At 64.8% G+C, this 20,529-nt stretch carries 18 protein-coding genes; 10 read left to right on the forward strand and 8 right to left on the reverse strand.

Annotation, left to right across the window (positions count from 1 at the left end):
• The 9 genes from ACQ4WQ_RS20145 to ACQ4WQ_RS20185 are packed head-to-tail and all read left to right on the forward strand — an operon-like array spanning position 1 to position 10,196.
• Positions 1-1,182 carry an ABC transporter permease gene (locus ACQ4WQ_RS20145; RefSeq protein WP_436499473.1) on the forward strand — a complete coding sequence of 394 codons (1,182 nt, stop codon included), beginning with the start codon at positions 1-3 and terminating at the stop codon, positions 1,180-1,182.
• The gene (locus ACQ4WQ_RS20150) at positions 1,179-2,330 is read left to right on the forward strand and encodes an ABC transporter permease (RefSeq protein WP_436499475.1); all 1,152 of its coding nucleotides are present in this window, start codon (positions 1,179-1,181) and stop codon (positions 2,328-2,330) included. The genes ACQ4WQ_RS20145 and ACQ4WQ_RS20150 overlap by 4 nt, the downstream gene beginning before the upstream one ends.
• A gap of 48 nt (positions 2,331-2,378) precedes the next feature.
• On the forward strand, positions 2,379-3,959 hold the full coding sequence (locus tag ACQ4WQ_RS20155; RefSeq protein ID WP_070218287.1) for an AAA family ATPase: 1,581 nt from the start codon (positions 2,379-2,381) through the stop codon (positions 3,957-3,959).
• A gap of 2 nt (positions 3,960-3,961) precedes the next feature.
• Positions 3,962-4,429 carry a hypothetical protein gene (locus ACQ4WQ_RS20160; RefSeq protein WP_436499477.1) on the forward strand — a complete coding sequence of 156 codons (468 nt, stop codon included), beginning with the start codon at positions 3,962-3,964 and terminating at the stop codon, positions 4,427-4,429.
• Between the two features lie 9 nt (positions 4,430-4,438).
• Positions 4,439-5,410, forward strand: coding sequence for a hypothetical protein (locus ACQ4WQ_RS20165; protein WP_436499479.1), 972 nt, complete (start codon positions 4,439-4,441; stop codon positions 5,408-5,410).
• The gene (locus tag ACQ4WQ_RS20170; protein ID WP_436499481.1) at positions 5,407-7,185 is read left to right on the forward strand and encodes a VWA domain-containing protein; all 1,779 of its coding nucleotides are present in this window, start codon (positions 5,407-5,409) and stop codon (positions 7,183-7,185) included. Before ACQ4WQ_RS20165 ends, ACQ4WQ_RS20170 begins: the two co-directional genes overlap by 4 nt.
• 1 nt (position 7,186) lies before the next feature.
• Positions 7,187-7,780, forward strand: coding sequence for a hypothetical protein (locus tag ACQ4WQ_RS20175; protein ID WP_326459111.1), 594 nt, complete (start codon positions 7,187-7,189; stop codon positions 7,778-7,780).
• A complete protein-coding gene (locus ACQ4WQ_RS20180) occupies positions 7,777-9,156 on the forward strand; it encodes a phenylacetate--CoA ligase family protein (RefSeq protein ID WP_436499483.1) in 1,380 nt (459 codons plus the stop codon). The genes ACQ4WQ_RS20175 and ACQ4WQ_RS20180 overlap by 4 nt, the downstream gene beginning before the upstream one ends.
• Positions 9,153-10,196: an AAA family ATPase gene (locus ACQ4WQ_RS20185; RefSeq protein WP_436499485.1), complete on the forward strand. Its 1,044-nt coding sequence runs from the start codon at positions 9,153-9,155 to the stop codon at positions 10,194-10,196. The genes ACQ4WQ_RS20180 and ACQ4WQ_RS20185 overlap by 4 nt, the downstream gene beginning before the upstream one ends.
• On the opposite strand, the gene ACQ4WQ_RS20190 is transcribed toward ACQ4WQ_RS20185, so the two are convergent.
• Positions 10,153-10,731, reverse strand: coding sequence for a TetR/AcrR family transcriptional regulator (locus tag ACQ4WQ_RS20190; RefSeq protein ID WP_436499487.1), 579 nt, complete (start codon positions 10,729-10,731; stop codon positions 10,153-10,155). The two genes, ACQ4WQ_RS20185 and ACQ4WQ_RS20190, sit on opposite strands and share 44 nt — an antisense overlap.
• Before the next feature lie 166 nt (positions 10,732-10,897).
• Between ACQ4WQ_RS20190 and ACQ4WQ_RS20195 the strand changes: the two genes are divergently transcribed.
• Positions 10,898-11,701 carry an SDR family NAD(P)-dependent oxidoreductase gene (locus ACQ4WQ_RS20195; protein ID WP_436499489.1) on the forward strand — a complete coding sequence of 268 codons (804 nt, stop codon included), beginning with the start codon at positions 10,898-10,900 and terminating at the stop codon, positions 11,699-11,701.
• A 30-nt stretch (positions 11,702-11,731) separates the two neighbouring features.
• Here ACQ4WQ_RS20195 and ACQ4WQ_RS20200 read toward each other — a convergent pair whose 3' ends face one another.
• The 7 genes from ACQ4WQ_RS20200 to malE form a co-directional block, all read right to left on the reverse strand.
• Positions 11,732-12,724, reverse strand: a complete 993-nt coding sequence (locus ACQ4WQ_RS20200; protein WP_436499491.1) for an AraC family transcriptional regulator — start codon at positions 12,722-12,724, stop codon at positions 11,732-11,734.
• A 43-nt stretch (positions 12,725-12,767) separates the two neighbouring features.
• Positions 12,768-14,054, reverse strand: coding sequence for an O-acetylhomoserine aminocarboxypropyltransferase/cysteine synthase family protein (locus ACQ4WQ_RS20205; RefSeq protein ID WP_436499493.1), 1,287 nt, complete (start codon positions 14,052-14,054; stop codon positions 12,768-12,770).
• A 94-nt stretch (positions 14,055-14,148) separates the two neighbouring features.
• Complete coding sequence (locus ACQ4WQ_RS20210) at positions 14,149-15,060, reverse strand: carbohydrate kinase family protein (RefSeq protein ID WP_436499495.1); 912 nt, start codon at positions 15,058-15,060, stop codon at positions 14,149-14,151.
• A complete protein-coding gene (locus ACQ4WQ_RS20215; protein ID WP_436499497.1) occupies positions 15,057-16,691 on the reverse strand; it encodes an alpha-amylase family glycosyl hydrolase in 1,635 nt (544 codons plus the stop codon). The genes ACQ4WQ_RS20210 and ACQ4WQ_RS20215 overlap by 4 nt, the downstream gene beginning before the upstream one ends.
• 2 nt (positions 16,692-16,693) lie before the next feature.
• Positions 16,694-17,584, reverse strand: coding sequence for a maltose ABC transporter permease MalG (gene malG / locus ACQ4WQ_RS20220; protein WP_070218276.1), 891 nt, complete (start codon positions 17,582-17,584; stop codon positions 16,694-16,696).
• Positions 17,585-17,594: 10 nt separating this feature from the next.
• Positions 17,595-19,106 (reverse strand): maltose ABC transporter permease MalF, encoded by a 1,512-nt coding sequence (malF, locus tag ACQ4WQ_RS20225; protein ID WP_436499499.1) that lies wholly within the window; start codon positions 19,104-19,106, stop codon positions 17,595-17,597.
• Positions 19,107-19,234: 128 nt separating this feature from the next.
• Positions 19,235-20,455 carry a maltose/maltodextrin ABC transporter substrate-binding protein MalE gene (gene malE, locus ACQ4WQ_RS20230; RefSeq protein ID WP_326456897.1) on the reverse strand — a complete coding sequence of 407 codons (1,221 nt, stop codon included), beginning with the start codon at positions 20,453-20,455 and terminating at the stop codon, positions 19,235-19,237.
• Between the last annotated feature and the right edge of the window lie 74 nt (positions 20,456-20,529).

A 20,529-nucleotide genomic window follows, 5' to 3' on the forward strand; every position in this document is an offset into this window, starting at 1 on the left:
ATGAACGAAGCGGATAAGGGGCCGGTTTCTGCGCTGGCGCGCGAGTGGGCGCGGCTGCGCGGCGACTTCTGGGACTTCGGCATGCTCAGCTGGATTCCGGTGGTGCTGTGCGGCATGCTGTGGCTGGTGTTTTCCGCCGGCATCGCGCGCGACTTGCCCATCGTCGTCATCGATAACGACAACTCGACCTTGTCGCGCCAGCTCACGCGCTGGCTCGACGCTTCGCCTGGCATCGCGGTGGCGGCGAAAGTGGCGTCCAGCGACGAAGCTCTGCATCGCTTGCGCGAGCGCACGGCATTCGGCTACCTGCTGATCCCGAACGATTTCGAACAGAAACTGCTGGGCGGCCGGCAAGCCACCGTACAATGGCTGTACAACGCGCAGTTTTCCTCGCACGCGGGCGCCTTGCTGCGCGATGTGCGCACGGTCAGCACGACCTTGTCGGCCGGCATCGAGATGACGGCACGCGTGAAGAAGGGCATGTCGGGCGTGCAGGCGGCGGCCCAGTTCGAACCGATACGCACGACCCTGAACAGTTTGTACAATGAAAACATCAGCTATGAAGCGTTTCTGACCTTGGCCCTGATGCCGGCCATGCTGCAGATTTTCATCGTCGTTGCCGTCGTCACGTCCATCGGACGCGAGTTGCGCGACGGCACGGTGCCGCACTGGCTGGCCTCGGCCAACGGCAGCTGGCTGCGTGCCGTCGGCGCCAAGCTGCTGTTTCCCGTGATCGCCTACTGCGCGCTGGCGCTGCTGTATCTGCTGTTCTTCAGCCTGGCGCGTGGCTGGGCCGTGGCGGGCAGCTTGCCGGCCTTGCTGCTGAGCATGCTGTTGCTGGTGCTCGCGTATTGCGGCATGGCCACCCTGCTGATCGCCGCCACCCTGTCCTTGCGCCTGGCCCTGTCGGGCGCGGCATTTATTACGGCACCGGCCTTCGCATTTGCGGGCCAGGCCTTTCCCCTGATGGCCATGCCTGCGCCCGCCCGCGCCTGGGCGGAAGCCTTGCCGCTCACGCATTATCTGCAATTGCAAACGAAATACTGGCTGGCCGGCGCGCCGTGGCGCTATGGCGTGCAGGAAATGCTGATCTTGGCCGGCTTTGCCATCGGCTGCAGCGCCGTGGGCGTATTCCTGCTGGCGCGCCGCGCGCATGCGCCGGCGGCATGGGGGCGCGCATGATGTGGCAATCCTTCCTCGCCACCTGGCGCGCCATGCTGACGGACAAGGGCGCGCTGACCTTGCTGTTCATCGGCGGCATCATTTACTCGTTTTTCTATCCGTTGCCGTATTCGACGGAAATCGTCCAGCGCGTGCCCGTGGCCGTCGTCGACCAGGACCGCAGCGCCATGTCGCGCCAGCTGACGCGCTTTGCCATGGCCCATCCCTCATTGCAGGTGATTGCCGTCACGCCGGACTTGCCTGTCGCGCAGGATTTGCTGTGGCGCGACAAGGTCATGGGCGTGCTGATCCTTCCCGATGGCTTGCAGACAGACGTGCTGGCCGGCCGCGCCGCCCATGCGCAGGTGGCGGGCAACGGCCTGTACTTGATGCTCAACAAGGTGGCCCTGAACGGCCTGGCGGAAGTGGTGGGCACGGTGTCGGCGGGGATCGAACTCAAACGCCTGGGGGCTGGCACGCCGTCGACCGTGCAGGCCAACCAGCAGCGCTCGCCCATCGCCTTTGACGCCGTGCCCCTGTTTAACGTCAAGGAAGGCTATGGCGCCTATGTCGTACCGGGCGTGGCGACACTGATCGTGCAGCAGACCTTGCTGATCGGCATGACCATGCTGTTCGGCACCTGGTATCAGCGCAAGACTTTCCCCGTGGCAGGCCGGCGCACGGCGGGCGGCTATGCGGGCATGCTGCTGGCGTTTGCCTGCGTGGCCTTCCTCAACTGCTGCTATTTCTTCGGTTTCGTCTTCTGGTTCCAGGATTACCCCCGTGGCGGCAACTTCGGCGGCATGCTCTTGCTGCTGGTGCTGTTCTCGCTGGCGGAAGCGGCGTTCGGCATGCTGCTGGGCATGCTGTTCCGCACGCGTGAACGGGGCACGCAGCTGATGATCGCGACCTCGATGCCCGTGCTGTTCCTCGCGGGCCTGACCTGGCCCGTATCGTCCATGCCCGTCGTGCTGCAATGGCTGCGCTGGCTGCTGCCATCCACGGCCGGCATCCAGGGCTTTGTCGCGCTCAACCAGATGGGCGCCTCGCTATATGAAATCCGCCATGAAGTGGCGGGCTTGCTGGCCTTGCTGCTGGCCTGCGTGGCGCTGGGCTGGTGGCGCTGGCGCGGGATGGAGGAAACCGTTGTCGATTTGAACAAGGCGTAATAGGGCTGATATGCAATAATTTCATTTCCCTCACGTTGTCTGTACATTATGTCAGCCTTTAATTTGTTCCAGCGCCTGTCCCAAGCCCCCACCAAGCCCAAGGCCGCGCCCGCCGCGCGGCAGTTCGACGTGGCGGATTTGTACCAGGGTCCCATCGCGCTGGGCGCGGAAGGCGAGGCGCAAGCGCGGCCGTTCGATGAAAAGCTGCGCCAGGCGTATTTCTGGATCGTCAACCACGCCATCATCAGCCCCCATTACGACATCGAGTACAACGACGGCCCGTCGCAGACGTATTCCGTGGGCGACAGCCGCCGCACATTGAATTTGCCGTCGGCGCAAAGCTATTCCAGCTTTATTTTGCTGCCGCTGCTGACGTTCGCCACGCGCCGCAAATGCCTGTTCGTCGGCGGGCCGGGGCGTGGCAAGACGGCAAGCGCGCTGCTGATGGGCGTGCTGGCCGGTTCCACCGTCAAGGAAGTCAAACGCGCGATGCAGCATGGCCACCCGCAGATGACGGTGGCCGACTTGCTGGGTAATCCCTTGCCGGCGGACCTGGTCAACGCGCAAAGCATGGACGATATCCGCATCGCTTGGCGCGCCTGGCTGGGCATGCGCGTGAAAATCGTCGATGAATACAACCGCATCCCCACGCGCACGCAAAGCGCGCTGCTCACCGTGATGGGCGACAATTACGCGGAAGTGCTGAACCATATCTACGAATGCCCGGAAGCGGCCTGGTATCTGACGGCCAACGACGACCAGGGCGGCGGCACGTATCAGGTGATCGAGGCGCTGCGCGACCGGGTCGACGTGACGGTGCAGGCGCTCGCCTTCAACCCGCGCTTCCTGAACGAGCTGCTGCTGCGCGTGGAAGAAAACGTGCGTCCCGAAGAGCTGGTGCCGCCCGATATCATCTTCACGGAAGGGGAGGTGGACCAGATCGGCGAAGCGATCCGCCAGGTGGGCATACCCGACGCCGTGCGCCGCCGCCTGGAATTTTTTGCCAGCCAGTTCGAGCTGTTCGAGACGGCCGGCGGCCAGTTCGAATACATGACTAAGGATACGGCCCGCCTGGCGGGCGCCGACCGTGGCGCCGCGCAGGCGGCCGACAATGGGCGCGACCGCTTGAAGGACCTCGGTTGCCAGACCTTGAACGGCATCTCCGTGCGCACCCTGATGGCGCTCATGATCTACGCCAAGGCCATGGCTTATTTCCGCGGCAATGGCGAGGTGGAGCTGGAAGACTTGCGCCAGGTGCTGCCCTTCGTCCTGCATAACAAGCTGCAGCCGGACCCGGACGCGCCGTTTTTCGCGCTGCCGGAAAACGCCGCCTACCGCAGCGACAGGCTGGGCTGGCTGCGCCGCCTGTTCGATTTGTCGAACGATGAATTCAACCGCCTGGACCTGGACCGCGACGATCCGGTGGGCGTGCTGTCGGCCGAATTCGACCTGGGCCTCGACGGCGTCAGCGAGCGCGAGACCCTGGCGCGCTTGAACCGCATTGAAAAGCTGATCGGCGAACGCACGAAGGGGCGCAAGCTGTATGGCCCCCTGTACGACGACCTGCTGAAATTGAAATACCTGCACCAGCGCTATACCAACTATCGCAGCTGGCTGCGTTCGCAATGAGCATGCCGCACTGTCAAGGCTTCCTGGAAGCGCTGGCCATGCTCAATGGCGAAGCGAGCGACCTGTGCGCCAGCTACGAATTATCACGCCTGCCCGACGCGCCGGACCTTGCCACGGCGCTGGGCTTGCGCGTCGAGGATTATGCCTTGCACGTCATCGCACCCGCACGCGACTTGCCGGCCCCCTTGTGGCACATCAAGCTGGCGCCGTGCGGGCGCGCGCAGCTGGAGCAAGTGTGCCAGCGCTGGTTTTTCTCGTCGCGGCACATGCAGGTGGCGCCCCCTGGGCGCTTCCGCGCGCAGCTGGTGGCCGCCTTCCTCGAATCGCTCGACGAGGCGCTGGGCGGTTTTTCCACGTATGCCGTGACGATGACGCCGCCCGCCGGTTTCTGGTACGCGATCCACTGGGACGAGATCGCGTTCGAACTGGGGAATGAGCGCTATCTGCTGCATTTTTCGCACAGCGACTGAGGTGCAACGATGATCTCTCCTGCCTTTGCCTCGCTACTTGCCAGCGGCCGCGCCCAGTTCAATGCGCGCGCGGCGGAAGCACGCAGGCGCTTTCCCTCGCTCGACATGGCCGCCTTCGGCGCCTTCTTGCACGATAGCGTCGATCCGCTGATAATCGCCGTGGCCGCCGCCGCGCCCGAGCGCGTGGGCGGCGCGACCCTGGCCGCCTACGACATGGCCCTGGAACTGGTGGGCCATGGGCTGGCCGGTCCGGCGGCGAAAAATCCCTTCCTCAATACCGTCTGGCGCGAGCTGGCGCCGCAGTTTGCGCCGCTGCTGGCGATGGCGCCCATCGACGTGCTGGGCATGCTCAGCAACGCCGCCATCCATCTGGGCGGCGTGGCGGGAGCGCGTCCCGCGCAATGGCAGCGCGAGCTGGGCGCCCTGGCGGCGCAGGTCGCCACGCTGGCGCAGCTGCGTGCCGTGGGCCAGGTGCTGGCCTGGCGCGCCGGCGTCGCGCATTTTCGCCAGGGCGCGCTGGCCGCCGCCGACACCTTGCCGCCCGCCTTGGCGCTGGCCGCCTTTGGCGAACCCGGTGCACCATGGCCGCAGGTGCGTGCGCAGTTGCTGGACTATCCGTGGCGCGGCAATGCGGAGGGCAGGGAGTTCGGCAGCTTCAGCGGCCTCGGTGGCGCTTTCGGCACGCCGCCGCAGGTGCGCGCTTCTGCGGACGGTTTTGTCGTGCGCAGCGGCGAGCGCCATTACCTGCTGGTGGCCGACGCCTATGGCGTCGTGCTGCACAGCGCCACGGCGCAGGAGTTCGAGCAGGCGCAAACAAGCATGCCGGCGGCCGTGCGGCTCGATGGGGCGACCCTGCAGATCGGCGCGCGCCGCATCGAACTCGATGTGCCGGCCGGCGACATCGCCATCGCCGTCAATGCGCATACGGTCGCCGTCACGTCGCCGTGGACGCATGCGATCCGCCTGCTGCCGCTCGCATGAAGAACGATGCCGACACCGCGCTGATTGAGGCCTGGCGCGCCGCCTGGCCCGAGGCCCTGGCCGTATGGAGCAAATTTACGCGCCTGCGCGACCCCAGCCTGTGCGCCAGCCGCGTCGAGGCCAGCAAGCAGGGCTTGTCCGGCAGCTTCGCCATGATCCGCCTGCTGGACCAGAGCGTGGTGGTGGACTTGCCGCTCGTGACGGAGCTGGGGCTGGACGGCTATGCGCTGGAAATCCTCGCCCATGAAATCGGCCACCATATCCTCGCGCCGGGCAGCGCCGGCGACCAGTTCCGTTTGCTGGCGCGCATGCGCCGCGCCTTGCCCACCCTGGAGCAGCACGCGCCGATGGTGGCCAATCTGTACACGGACCTGTTCATCAACGACCGTCTGCAGCGCCAGGCGAATCTGCGCATGGCCGACATCTACCGCAAGCTGCAGCAGGGGCGCACGGCGCAAGCTGACGCCAAAAGCGGCGGCGTGTGGACGCTGTACATGCGCATCTATGAAAACCTGTGGCAGCTGGAAAAGGGAGAGCTGGGCGGAGCAGGGGCTGAGAACGAGGCGGACGAACGCCTGGACACCGATGCCTGGCTGGCCGCGCGCCTGATCCGCGTGTATGCGAACGACTGGATGCTGGCGGCAGGCCGCTTCGCCACCTTGCTGCTGCCCTATCTGGTCGAGGATACGGATGCCTTGAGCCCGAGCCGTTACCTGCTCGACACGCGCGACGCGGCCCGCGGCTGCCAGACGTATGGCGCGCAGCAGATCGAGGATGACGAGGAGGGCGGCGCCATCCACCCCGTGCACGACAAGCGCATCTCGGGCCTCGATGGCGAGGAGCCGCAAGGCGAGGCGCCGGCCAGGCAGGGCGGCGGGCAGCTGCGCGAACCGTTCGAGCTGGGCGACATTCTGAAGGCCTCGGGCATCGACTTGAGCGACCATGAAATCGCCATCGGCTATTACCGCGAGCGGGCCTTGCCGCACCTGGTGGCGTTTCCCAGCCGCCCCGCGCCCGAGTCGCAGGAGCCGCAGATGGAAGGGCTGGAAGCGTGGGAAATCGGCGATCCGCTCGAGGAAATCGATTGGCTGCAGTCCGTGATGCAGTCGCCGCGCCCCGTGCCCGGCGTGACCACCGTGCGCCGCGTGTATGGCCGCGAACCGGCGCGCGCCATCGATGCCGTGCCCGTCGACCTGGACATGTACGTGGACAGTTCCGGCTCCATGCCGAACCCGCAGGCGCACACCTCGTTCCTGACCCTGGCCGGCGCCGTCATCGCCTTGTCCGCCCTGCGCGCCGGCGCGAAAGTGCAGGTGACCCTGTGGAGCGGCAAGAACGAGGTGATGCAGACGCCCGGCTTCGTGCGCGATGAAGACCTGATCCTGGGCGTGCTGACGGAATTTTTTGGCGGCGGCACCTGCTTCCCCATCCACTGTCTGCGCAAGACCTATGCGGGCAAGCGCGAACGGCCCGCGCACATCCTGATGATTTCCGACGATGGCATCACCACCATGTTCGACAAGGATGAACTGGGCAACAGCGGCTGGGATATTTCCGCCAAGGCGCTGGCCCAGGGCGGCGCGGGCGGCACCATGGCCCTGAACCTGGCGCGCGACTGGGATGGCGCGGCGAGCCACAAGTGGCTGCAGCAGACCTATGACGATTTAAAACGCGCGCGCCGCGAGCAGGGCTGGGATATCCACGCCGTCGAGCGCTACGAGGACTTGCTGGACTTTGCGCGGGCGTTCAGCCGGCGCCACTATATACAACCATGATATGCAGAATCCCGGACCCCACCTCGAAACCCTGACCCACCGCCTGGCCGACACGCCCGCCGAATTCCTCGGCGAGCCCCGCATCGCCGGCGTCGCCAATGCGCAGGCCGTGGCGGTGGCCGCGCTGGTCAATGACATTGTGCTGCTGCATGGCGCGCGTGCGCCGGCCGCGTGCCTGCAGGGTTTTGTCGGCGCGCAGGTCAAGGCCGACCGCAACCGGCTGGCGCTGGCCATGATCCTGTGCTGGCTGCTGGCCGACGAGTGGTTCATCGCACAGCGGTTGCCGCAGCATGATCTGCTGCAGGTGCTGGGCGAGGCGGCGCGCGAACTGGCCGCCAGTACGCCAGCCCACCAGTTCACGCAAGACCCGGAGCGGCGCGAGGAACTGGCGCGCATCGTGCTGGCGCGCCTGGGTTTCAGGCCCCGCGATGAAAGCGTGGCGCAGGCCACGGACAGATTATCCGCCATCAGCGGCACGGAGCGCCGGCGCCTGCTCGAAGCGAGCCGGCTGGCCGAGCAGCGCGCGCGGGAAATCCGCGAGGCGCTGGCGAAAAAGGCGGCCGAGGAATCGGCCGACAAGTGGTCGCGCGAATGACGCTCGCTGGCAAACCTGACGTCAACCTGCCGGGCGGCGCCTGGGAATCGGACCGCGACTATTGTCCCACCCTGACGCCGGCGGGCGCGCGCATGCTGGACAAACTGCGCGGCCATCCTTGCGCGCCCCGGTACCGCAACCGCAGCGGCAACAAGCTGCAGGCAGCGGAAGTGGCGGCCTTGCACGCCTACGAGCGAGAAGTCATGCAGGCGGCGATCAGCTGGAGCGCCGCCGCGCCGCCGTCCTGGCTGGCGGAGTTCCTCAGGACGACCTATGCCACGGTGCCGCATTACCGCGCCTGCGGCTCGCCCCCCGCGCGCCTTGCGGACGTGGCGCCCATCAGCCGCGCCGAACTGGCGCACGACATCGCCGCCTTCGTGCCCGACGATGCGGACCTGGCGCGCATGATCAATTTCCAGACGACGGGCACCACGGGCCATCCGCTGCTGATCGCCTCGCATCCGCTGGTGGCGGGGCGCTACCTGGCCTTCCACAAGCGCGCGCTGCGCCGCTTCGGCGTCACCCTGCGCCATGGCGCGGGCCAGGTGGGCGTGATGCTGCTGGGGCACCAGCGCCGCTGCTTCACCTATGTCTCCGTCACGCCGACGATGAACGAATCGGGCCTGGCGAAGATCAACCTGCACGTAGACGACTGGCGCCAGCCTGAAGACCGCGCGCGCTACCTCGATGCGATGGCGCCTGAACTGATCGCGGGCGACCCCATCTCGTTTGCCGAGTTGCTGACCTTGTCCATGACGCACAAGCCTGCCGCGCTGCTGTCCGTCTCGATGATGCTGTTGCCCGGCATGCGCGCGCGGCTGGAAGCGGCTTTTGCTTGCCCCGTGCTCGACATCTATTCGCTCAATGAAGTGGGACCCGTCGCCGTCTACGACGAGCGAGCGGGCGGCCACGTGCTGCTGCAGCACCGCTTGTACGTGGAAATCCTCGACACGGACGGCCGTCCCGTGCCCGATGGCGTGCGGGGCGAGATCACGGTGACGGGCGGTTTTAACTTTTGCCTGCCCCTCGTGCGCTACCGCACGGGCGACTACGCCGCGCTGGCGCATGGCCCCGACGGCCCCGTGCTGGTGGGCCTGGCGGGACGCAGCCCCCTGCGCTACAGGACCATCAATGGCGAGTGGATCAATAATATCGACATCACGCATGCCTTGAAGCCGCTGGCCATCGCCCTGTTCGGCGTGCACCAGCATGGCGACGGCGCCGTCGCGCTGCGCCTGGCGCCGGGCGCCATGCCGCAGGCAGACCGGGCGCGCGCCTTGCTGGCGCCCTTTTTCGGCGCCATCGCGGTCGAGACTTTGCTGGCGGAAGACAAGATCATTCAATACACCTCGGATTTGCAGGAAGCGGCAGCATGAACCTTTATAAACGCGGCCTCGTGGTCGGCAAATTCTGCCCGCTGCACCTGGGCCATGAACTGTTGATACAACGCGCCATGGACGGGTGCGAGGAACTGCTCGTGGTCAGCTATACCAAGCCGGAATTTCCCGGCCTGGAACCGGCGCGCAGGGAAGGGTGGCTGCGCGCGCGGTTTCCGCGGGCGCACATCGTGGTGCTGGACGATGCGCGCCTGGCCGCCCTGTGCGCGGCGCGCGGCGTGCCGGCGCGCGCGCTGCCGCACAACGACGCCGATGGCGACGAGCATCGCCACTTCATGGGCTGGCTGTGCTGGACGGTGCTGGACTTGCCCGTCGATGCCGTGTTCACCAGCGAAGACTACGGCCCCGGCTTTGCGCAGGTGCTGGAACGGCATTACGCGCGCGGGCCGGTGGCGCACGTGAGCGTGGACCAGGCGAGAATCGCGGTGCCCGTGTCGGGCACCCTCGTGAGGCAAGACCCGCATGCGCACGGCGCCTTCCTGTCGCCCATTGTGCGCGCCGATTTCGTCATGCGCGTGTGCGTGCTCGGTGGCGAGTCGAGCGGCAAGACGACCTTGACGCAGGCGCTGGCGCGGCATTTCGAGACGGCCTGGGTGGCCGAATATGGCCGAGAGTTGTGGGAAAGCCAGGATGGCGTGCTGGCCTATGAGGATTTGCTGAAGATCGGCCGGGAACAGCTGCGCCGCGAAGCGCAGGCGCTCCTGGCTGCGCGGCGCTGGCTGTTTTGCGATACCTCGCCCATGACCACGTATTTTTACTGCGTCGAGATGTTCGGCAAGGCCGAGCCGGAACTGGCGCAGCTGGCCGAGCACCGCTATGACCTGGTGCTGCTGTGCGCCCCCGATTTTCCCTTCATCCAGGACGGCACGCGCCGCGACGAGGATTTCCGCGCGCGCCAGCATGCGTGGTATCAGGCCGAGCTGGCGCGCCGCGGGATCGCCTTTGTCGATGTGTCAGGTTCTGTGGACGAGCGGATCAGGCAGGTGGCGCAGGTGTTGGCGGCGCGAATGCTGCGCTGACCGCCGCCAGTATCTCGTCCGACAACGCCGCATCGTCGACGGCGCGCGCCAGCGCCACGGCGCCCACCATGGCCGACAGCATGACGATGGCTTCCTGCCGATGGCCGCGCTTTTTCCGCCACGGGAAATGCGCGGCCAGCTTGCCGATGATGGATTTCAGGTGGACGGTAAAGGCGGGGCGCACGGCCGGCTGCTTGCGCGCGTCGCCGGCCAGCGCCGCCAGCAGGCAGCCATGGCCGGGTGCATCGCGGTGGGCCGCGCTCACGTAATCGCGCACGTACTGGCGCATCGCTTCCGGGCTGATGGTTGCCGCATCGAGCGCCGCGCGCGAGTGTTCCGAGCCGTGCAGGGTGCTTTCCGCCATCAGCGCTTCCTTCGAGGCGAAGTGGTTGTAGAAAGGGCCATGCGTCAGCCCCGTCGCCTGCATGATCTGTCCCACGCTGACCCCGTCGTAGCCTTTTTCACGGAATAGCCGCGCCGCTTGCGCCAGGATGCGCTGGTGCTTTTCGGCGGTTTCTTCGGCTGGATAACGCATGGCAGGCTCCTGATCGCGGTGCAAAAATAGTGGTTGACATCATACATGATGTTTGTCATGCTTCGGAATATTAAACATGATGATCGTCATATTTAATGTGTTGAAGCATGATAGTCGTCATGTTTTGATGGCTCTCACCCAATCCTATATTGAAGAAGGAATGACCATGAATGCAGTTACTCCCCAAGGCACGGCCCTCGTCACCGGCGCATCGTCGGGCCTGGGCGCCGTCTATGCGGACCGCCTGGCCGCGCGCGGCTTCGATCTGATCCTGGTGGCGCGCAGGGTCGAGCGCCTGGGCGTGCTGGCCAGGTCGCTGGCGGAAAAGTATGGCGTGGCCGTGCGCGCCATGGCGGCCGACCTGTCCGACGCCGATGATTTGCGGCGCGTGGCCGACGAGCTGTCGTCGAACGCCGCCATCACCATGCTGGTCAATAATGCGGGTGTCTCGACCCTGGGCGCCGTGGTGGACGCGCCCCGCGAGGGCATCGCCGCGATGGATCAGGTCAACGTGGCGGCGCTGACGCAACTGACCTACGCCGTGCTGCCGCAGTTCAAGCAGCGCAACAGCGGCACCATCATCAACATCGGCTCCGTGCTGTCCTTCCATATCCTGCCCGTCAGCACCATCTACAGCGCCACCAAAGGCTATGTGATGAATTTCACGCGGGGTTTGCAGCAGGAACTGGCCGGCACGGGCATCACGGTGCAGCTGGTGCTGCCCGCATCGACGGCGACGGAAATCTGGGAATTGAGCGGCTTGCCGCTGGCGCAGCTAGACCAAGCCACCATCATGCGGGCGGAAGACTGCGTCGATGCGGCCCTGGCAGGGTTGGACCAGGGCGAGCTGGTGACCCTGCCTTCCGTGGAAGACCGGGAGCTGTGGGAGCGTTTTGACGCGGCCCGCCTGGCTCTGTTCGCGGGCGCGATGCGCGGCAAGCCGGCATCGCGCTATGGCCTCAAAGGCTGACAGCCAGGCTGCCAGCGCCGTGCGCCGACGTTACAGTGGCCGCACGGGGATGCAGATATCGCAAGAGAATTCTCCGGTGGCCGGGTCCATCGCCGTGGCGGCGTAAAACCGTTCGAAGCACGGACGCTCATCCCACTGCAGTCCGCTGGACGGCAGCCATTCGCGCATCATGCGCGTCCACGCTTCGGCGATGGCGCTGGATGGCCCCTTGAACTGCGCCACCGCATAGCGTCCGCCGGGCAGGGTGGTGATGCTGGCCCGGCCGCCCGACTGGAAAGCATCGGGCACGGTGACGCAGGCGTCGTAGCGGCATTTGTCCGGCGGCGTGATGCTGGGATCGTCATGGCCGATGCCGTAGCAAATGGCGTCGCCCAGGCCGTGCGACTGCATCCATGGCGCGACGGTGTCGCGCCAGAAGGCGCCGATGGCGGGACCGTAGGGGCCGATGTGGCGCTGGCATGCCACGGTGGCGGGTGGCAGGTCGAGGATGGTGACTTGCATGGGACTCTCTCTATCAAGTGGATTGGAGTGCCCATGGTGCTGGAAGTGCGGCCCGTTTTCCTGACCGGGATTGCGCATGGCCTGATCCGGATTGCTATCTTGCCGGCGCAGGCGCATGGCCGCCAGCATGGCGGCGTTTTTGTCGGCGACGCCGGCGCGCCAGGCCGTTGGCGTGCAGCCGAATTTCAGCTTGAAGGCGCGGGCGAACGCTTCGCCGGAACCGAAGCCCGTCGCCAGCGCGATGTCCAGTATCGTTTCGTCGGGGCGGCAGGCCAGCCGCAGGGCGGCCGTTTCCAGGCGCCGGCGGCGCGCATAGTCGCCCAGCGTCTCGCCCATCCAGGCGGCGAATACGCGGTGAAAGTGGAAGCGCGAAAAATGCGCGACGTCGGCCAGCTGGGCCAGGTCCAGCGGCGTGTCGAGGTGGCGGTCGATATGATCGAGCACGGCATTCATGCGCCGCGCATATTCGGCGCGGAACTGGCCAGATACCGGCTGTTCCGGCGATGGGAGCGGGGAGTTCATGTTGCCGATTATGCCATGAAGCCCCCGCCGGATGGAACCGGGCTTATGCCGCGTTCAAGGCCTGTTCCAGGTCTTCGCGCAAGTCGTCGATATGCTCGATGCCCACGGACAGGCGCAGCATGTCTTCGGACACGCCCGCCTTGGCCAGTTCCTCGGGATTGAGCTGGCGGTGCGTGGTCGATGCCGGGTGGGTGGCCAGCGACTTGGCGTCGCCGATGTTGACCAGGCGCGTAAACAGCTGCAGGGCGTCGAGCACGCGGGCGCCGGCCGCGCGCGGATCTTCGCCGGCGGCCAGTTTCAGGCCGAAGGACAAGATGCCCGAGGCGCGGCCGTGCATGTATTTTTTCACCAGCGCATGGTCCGGGTGGTCTTCCAGTCCCGCGTAATTGACCCACGCGACTTTCGGATGCTGCTTCAGGTGTCTGACCAGGGCCAGCGTATTGTCGCAGATGCGGTCCATGCGCAGGGCCAGGGTCTCGATACCCTGGATCAGCTGGAAGGCGGAGAGCGGCGAAATGGCCGCGCCCATGTTGCGCAGCGGGACGACGCGCGCGCGGCCGATGAAGGCGGCGGGGCCGAATGCTTCCGTGTAAATGACGCCGTGGTAGGACACGTCCGGCTCGTTCAGGCGCTTGAAGCGCTCCTTGTGTTCGGCCCACGGAAATTTGCCGCTGTCGACGATGGCGCCGCCCACGGTGGTGCCGTGGCCGCCCAGGTATTTGGTCAGCGAATGGACGACGATGTCGGCGCCATGCTCGATGGGGCGGAACAGATAGGGGCTCGGTACCGTGTTATCGACGATCAGCGGGATGCCGTGCGCATGCGCGATCTCGGCCAGTTTCGCCACGTCCGTCACATTGCCCAGCGGGTTGCCGATCGATTCGCAGAAGATGGCCTTGGTGCGCGCGTCGATCAGGGCGGCGAAGGTCTCGGGCTGGCGCGCATCGGCGAAGCGCACTTCGATGCCGATCTGCGGCAGGGTGTGGGCGAACAGGTTATAGGTGCCGCCGTACAGCTGGCTGGCGGAGATGAAATTGTCGCCCGCTTCGGCGATGGTCTGGATCGCGTAGGTGATCGCCGCCATGCCCGACGCGACGGCCAGCGCGGCCACGCCGCCTTCCAGCGCCGCGACGCGCTTTTCCAGCACGTCCTGCGTGGGATTCATGATGCGCGTGTAGATATTCCCGGCGACCTTGAGGTCGAACAGGTCGGCGCCATGCTGGGCATTGTCGAAGGCGTAGGCCACCGTCTGGTAGATGGGGACGGCGGCGGCCTTGGTGGTCGGGTCGGGGGTGTAGCCGGCGTGCACGGCCAGGGTTTCGATTCTCATGTGGTCTCCGGTTCGAATGGGCTGCGGTGGTCAAATCCGCAGCCATTGTGCCATGCGCCCGTTAGCTCGTTGCTACGCTTGATAGAATATTAAGTCATAAGCTAGTGCTGTCTTGATATAAGTCATGCAGCTCCGCCTGGCCGATAAACCGTTCATGCGTACCATGCTGGGCGCAGGCAAACGCGCCGCCGATGGCGCCGCGGCGCATGGCTTCGTCCAGGCCCGCGCCGCCCAGCCAGGCGTGCAGGAAGGCGGCGACGAAGGAGTCGCCCGCGCCATTCGTGTCCACCACGGGCAGCTTCAATCCCGCCGTCGGAGTGTGGCGCACGGACGCGCTGCCCCGTTCCAGCAGGTAGGCGCCGTGCGCGCCGGACATGGCGATGACGGCCTGCGCGCGGCCTTGCGAAATAATGGCGCGCATGATGTCATCCCGACGCTCGCCCAGCGCCGCCGTGCTGAGGAAGACCAGGTCGGCACGCAGCGCGAAGACCTTGTGATGCGGGTTGACGCCATCCCAGTCGTGCAGATCGGTCGACACCGTCGTGCCGCATGCTTGCGCATCGTCAAACAGTGCTGCCACCCAGCCCATGATGGAAAAGTGCGCGTGGCGCGCCGGCCCCAGGTAGGGAAGATAGAAAGCGGCGGGCATGCGCAGGTCTTCCGGATGGCGGCCGTCGTACAGCGACAGCCGGCGCCCCTGCGGGTCGACCAGGTTGACGCTGCGCCGCGTGCCCGAGGGTTCGACGATGTGTGAAAAATCGAGTTTGGTCTCTTTATAGCGCTGCAGAATGGCCGCGCCTTGCGCATCGTCGCCGATGAAATCGATGAACTTGCAGCGCAAGCCCAGCGCGTGGCAACCGAGCGCCACGCCATTGCCCGTGTGCGCCACGTAGTCGCGGATGGGCGGCACGTGCAGCGAATCGGCCACGGGCAATTGCAGGTCGGGGACGCGCACGATGGTGTCGATGCCGGCGCCGCCAACTACTAAAATGTCATAGGTACTCATGGTGCTGCCTTTTCTAACAGGACGGTGCCGGCCGCGTTCACCGCGACGGCACCATCTTTGACGATACAGGTTTGATTGGTGTAAGCGTCGCGCAGCAGGGCGCCATCGGCAAAGACACCGTGGACTTTCAACGAGACGGCGCCCTGCGCCTCGGGCACGGCGATGACGGCATCGCCATCGGTGACGCGCGCGAACGCATACGGTTTTTCATCGATCAGGCGATGCTCGCCGCGCGCCAGGGCAGGGTGGCGCAGGCGGAACTGGCCCAGCTTGCGCGCATGCGCGAGAGTGGCCGCATCGAGCGAGCCCCAGTTCATGCTTGACCGCGTCGCCTGCTGTTCGTCGCCGATGGGCGCCGCGCCAGGCTGGCGCGCGCTTTCATCGCCATAGAACAGCTGCACGCCGCCCGGCGCCAGCAGCAGGGCGCTCAAGCCGTGCTTCAATCGTTCGCGCGGGAACAGGCTGGTGTCGTGCGAGGAGATATATGACAGGATGTCGTAGCGGGGACTCTTATTCAGCAAGCCCGCGTACTGGCGGTACACGCCGTCGATGCTTTTCCAGTCGCCGCCCGCGCGGTGTTGAAAATCGAAATTGATCATCGAATCGAAGCCGGCATCATGCCAGCTGCTGCGCTCAGGCCCGTGGCCCCACGCTTCTCCCGTCATCCAGAACGGTGCATCGTCGATCTTCTGTTCGGGATGGCGCGTTTTCCAGTCTTGTAATGCTTCCGTGGCCGCCGCGCGCAGGGCCAGCCAGCTGGCCGGCTCCACGTGCTTGACGGTGTCGGCCCTGAAACCGTCGACGCCGAATTCGCGCACCCAGTCGGCCAGCCAGTTGACAAGGTAAGTGCGGACAGTCGCATTGGGCAGGACCACGGCGCGCGTGTCGCTTTTACGTTGCAGGATGGGCGGCAAGCCCACGGCCTTGCCGCTTTCCGTGCGGAAGTCGGGCAGGTAGGCCAGCTGCATGGTGTAGTCGTCCTGGCCGCCATCGGAATAGCCGGGCAAGCCCGCGCGCACCCAGTCCGGGCCCCACCACTGCTTGAATTCGAAGTTGTTGTAGTCGATGAAGCTGTGATAATCGCGCAGGGTGGCCTTGTCATGGCCGGGCCACAGCACGGGCACCTTGTATTCGGACAGGGTGCGCAAGTCCGCGTAGCCGGGATGGTTCAGCACCACATCGAACAGCACGCGGATGCCTTGCGCATGGGCCGTGTTGATCATCTCGCGCAGCTCGTCGCGCGTGCCCATGTTGGCGTCCATCGTGGTGTAATCGAGCGCCCAGTAGCCGTGGTAGGCGTAGTGCTGGAATTGCTGCTTGCCGCCCACCACCCAGCCGTGGATCTGCTCGTACGGCGCCGTGATCCACAGGGCGTTGACGCCCAGCTCCTTGAAATAGCCGGCTTTGAGCTGCTGCGTGATGCCGGCGATGTCGCCGCCGTGAAAGCTGCCGACATCGCCGCCTTGCGGGTCGGCGGCGCGGCCGTAACTGTGGTCGTTGCCGGGATTGCCGTTGGCGAAACGGTCTGTCACGGCAAAGTAGACGATGGGGTTGTCAGCGAAGCTGAGGCTCCCTGCCTGCGCCGAAGCGCTGAGTAACAGGGCGGCCAGCGTAGTCAGGGTGCGTCGCATGGTCAGCCCTTCACGCCGCCGGCCGTCAGGCCGGAGATCATCCATTTTTGCGCCAGCAGGAACACGGCCGTGATGGGCAAGCCGGACAAAATGGCCGCCGCGGCGAAGTCGCCCCACAGGTATTTTTGCTCGTACAGGAACAGTTTCGAGCCGACGGCCAGGGTCAGGTTGTTCTGCTCATGCAGCAGCACGGACGCGATCGGATATTCGATGATGGCGCCGATGAAGGACAACAAAAACACCACCATCAGGATGGGCACCGTCATTGGCAGCAGCACGTAGACGAAGGCCTGCCACTGCGTGGCGCCGTCGACCTTGGCCGCTTCCTCGATCTCGACGGGAATGGTTTGATAGTAGCCCTTGATAGTCCAGATATGCAGGGCGATGCCGCCTGTGTAGGCCAGCACCAGGCTGCCGTGGTGGTCGATGCCCAGCCACGGCACGTAGCTGCCCAGCACATCGAAGATGGCGTAGATCGCCACCAGGGCCAGCACGGCGGGGAACATCTGCAGCAGCATCAACGCGGACAAGGTCTGCGACTTGAAGCGGAACTGCATGCGCGCGAACGCATACGCGCACGTGGTCGACAGCAGCACGGTGACGGTGGCGCTCATGCTGGCCACCTTGATGGAATTCCACAGCCACAGCAGCACGGGGAAGTCCGGTTCGACGAGGGCGCCGTTGGGCGCCTGGTAGGACATGCCCAGCGCCAATCGCCAGTGCTCGAAGCTGATCTCGGGCGGGATCAAACTGCCCGAGGCGAAGTTGCCTGGGCGTAATGAAATCGACAGGATCATCAGGAAGGGGAACATCACCAGCGCGATCAGCGCGATCACGGCGACATGCGCCGCCAGGATGCGCCAGCGGTTGGAACGGTCGACAACGATAGCCATATGCTGTCCTTTATGCTTTGTTCATGCGCGTCAGGCGCATGTTGACCAGCGAAATCGCGGCCACGAGGAAGAAGATCAGGGTCGAGATGGCGGCGGCCAGGCCAAAGTTCTGGCCGGAATCCTCGAACGCGATGCGGTAGGTGTAGGACACGAGCAAGTCCGTCGTGCCGGCCGGCAGCGTTGTATCGAGGAAATCGGGACGCCCGCCCGTCAGCAAGCTGATCAGCACGAAATTGTTGAAGTTGAAACCCAGGCTGGCCACCATCAGCGGTGTCAGCGGCTTGATGATCAACGGCAGGGTGATCTTGAAGAAATTCGTCAGCGGTCCCGCGCCGGCCAGGGCCGACGCTTCGTACAGGTCCGACGGGATCGCCTTGATCAGGCCCATGCACACCACCATCATGTAGGGGTAGCCGAGCCAGGTGTTGACGATCAGGATCATGGCCTTGGCCAGGGTGGTGTCCGAGAACCAGGCGGGCTTGATGCCGAACAGGGCATCGAGCACGAGGTTGATTTCGCCGAAGTTATTGTTGAACAGCCCCTTGAAGACGAGGATGGAAATAAAACCGGGCACGGCGTACGGCAGGAACAGCAGGGTGCGGTACAGGCCGCGGAAGCGCAGCGCATCCCAGTTCAGGAGCACGGCCAGCACCATGCCCAGGCCCGTCGTGGTGGCCACGCTGATCAGGGCGAAGACGATGGTCCACACAAAAATGCGCAGGAAGGGGCCGCGGAACGCTTCATCGGAGAAGATTTTCACGAAGTTGGCAAAGCCCACATTGACCTTGAAACCCGGTTCCAGTTTCGTGCCATCCGGCATTTCATAAAAGCCCGTCTTGAAGTTCGGCGTCACGAGTTCGCCCGTGGCGACTTTTTTGAGGGTCTTGTCCGGCAATTGCTTGTAGACATGCGCGACGGGACCGAATTCGCGCAAGCCCACCATGCGCAGCTCGATCCTGTTCGGCAGGATAAGCGTCAGCAGCTTCAAATCCTTTTGCAGGGCGATGATGTCCTTGATGGGCAGGGCAGGGGACAGCACGGGCGCCTGTACGGGGTCGGCCGGCGCCACGTCCACCTTCAGGGGCACGGCGCGCTTCAGGGCCAGCGGCTGCGTCAGCAGCACTTCGCCCGTGTCCGGGCTTTCCAGGCGCAAGCGGTATTCCTTGTTGTCTGCATGCACGGTCATGGCATAGCCGGCGCTTTCCACGCGCTGCGTCTCGTCGAGCAGGTATTGCGTGGCCCTGTCGTAGGTGAGCAGGTTGCGCGAACTGAAATTGGTAAAGCCGATCGACACCGTGTACACCATCGGCAACAGCACGAAGACGATCACCGCCGTGATGCCGGGAAACAGATAACGGTAGGCATAGGCGCGCGGCGACGTGAAGACAAACGTCGTCAGGGTCAGCAAGCCGAGGAAAACGGCGGCCAGCATGGTCTGGCCGGAAATGTACAACATGAAGAGCAGATACAGACCCAGCGCCATGCTGATGGTCAATACCGTAGGGCCGATAAACTTGCGCACGATGGGATACCTGTAATGATACGTAGGTCGGATTAGGCCCAAAGGGCCGTAATCCGACAACATTGTTTGCGGCACATGTCGGATTACGCGCTACACGCTAATCCGACCTACGCTCAATCAAAATATGGTTAATTGGCGGTCGTAATCCGCTTCGCCGCCGCATCCAGGCCATCCTTGGTCGTTTGGCGGCCTTGGGTGATGTTTTCCAGCGCCGATTGCATCGACGACCAGAAGCGGCCCATTTCCGGGTTGTTCGGCATCGGGCGGCCCGCTTGCGCGCTTTCCATCGTCGCCTGGATGTTCGGATTGGCTTTCAATTCCGCGAACAGCACCTTGTTTGCTGGCGTGCCCAGCGGGACGTCGGCATTGATGGTTTTCAGGCCGTTGATCTGCAGCATCTGGTTTTCCAGGAATTCCGTCGCCAGGTCCTTGTTCGGGCTGGCTTTCGAAATCATCGCGCCCAGCACGCCCACGAATGGGGTGGCGGTCTTACCTGCCACGGTAGGGATCGTTGCCACGCCGAAATTGATCTTCGATTTGCGCGCGTTGTCCCACGACCATGGACCGTTGATCATCATGGCGATCTTGCCCTGGTTGAAGCCCGCTTCCATTTCCGCGTAGCCCGCGCCTTTCGGCATGGCGCCGCTGTTGATCAGGCTCATCAGCGCATTCACGCCCGCTTGCGAACCGGCATTGTTCACGCCCGTCTTGGCTGCATCGTAGCGGCCATCGGCCTTGACTTCAAACGGGAAGCCGCCACCCGCGCCCAGCAAAGGCCATGTGAAATAGGTATTCGTGTAATCCCACAGGATGGCTTTCTTGCCTTGCGCGGAGAGTTTCTTGTCCAGCGCGGCGATTTCCTCGAAGGTTTTTGGCGGGGTCGGCACCAGGTCCTTGTTGTAGACGAGGGCGACGGCTTCGATCGAGATCGGGTAGCCCCAGGTCTTGCCGCTGACCGTAAAGGCATTCCAGGCCAGCGGCAGGATGGCGGCGCGCGCTTCCTTGCTTGGCGTCAATGGTTGCAGCAAGCCCGCGTCGATCCAGGTGCCGATGCGGTCATGCGGCCAGATCCAGATGTCCGGGCCCTTGCCGGCGGCGGCGGCCTGCTGGAATTTGTTCGGTGCATCTTCCGGGTGCTCGACGACGACCTTGACGCCCGTCTTCTTGGTGAATTCCTCGCCGACCTTGGCCAGGCCCTTGTAGCCTTTGTCGCCATTGATCCAGATCAACAGGGTGCCTGCTTCGGCCGCGTTCGCCATGCTGACGGCGGCCAGGTTCCCGATGCCGGCCAGGGCGGCGGCGATCAGGGTGGTTTTGATGAAGCTGCGTTTCGGGTGCGTGAAGGACATGTCAATCTCCAGTATCTTTTTTTATGCTAAGTTTATGTTGAGTATCAAGGCTGAAACGATGCAACCAGGCCAGG

The sequence above is a fragment of the Janthinobacterium goodfellowi genome, assembly GCF_051380695.1.
Classification (GTDB): domain Bacteria; phylum Pseudomonadota; class Gammaproteobacteria; order Burkholderiales; family Burkholderiaceae_D; genus Janthinobacterium.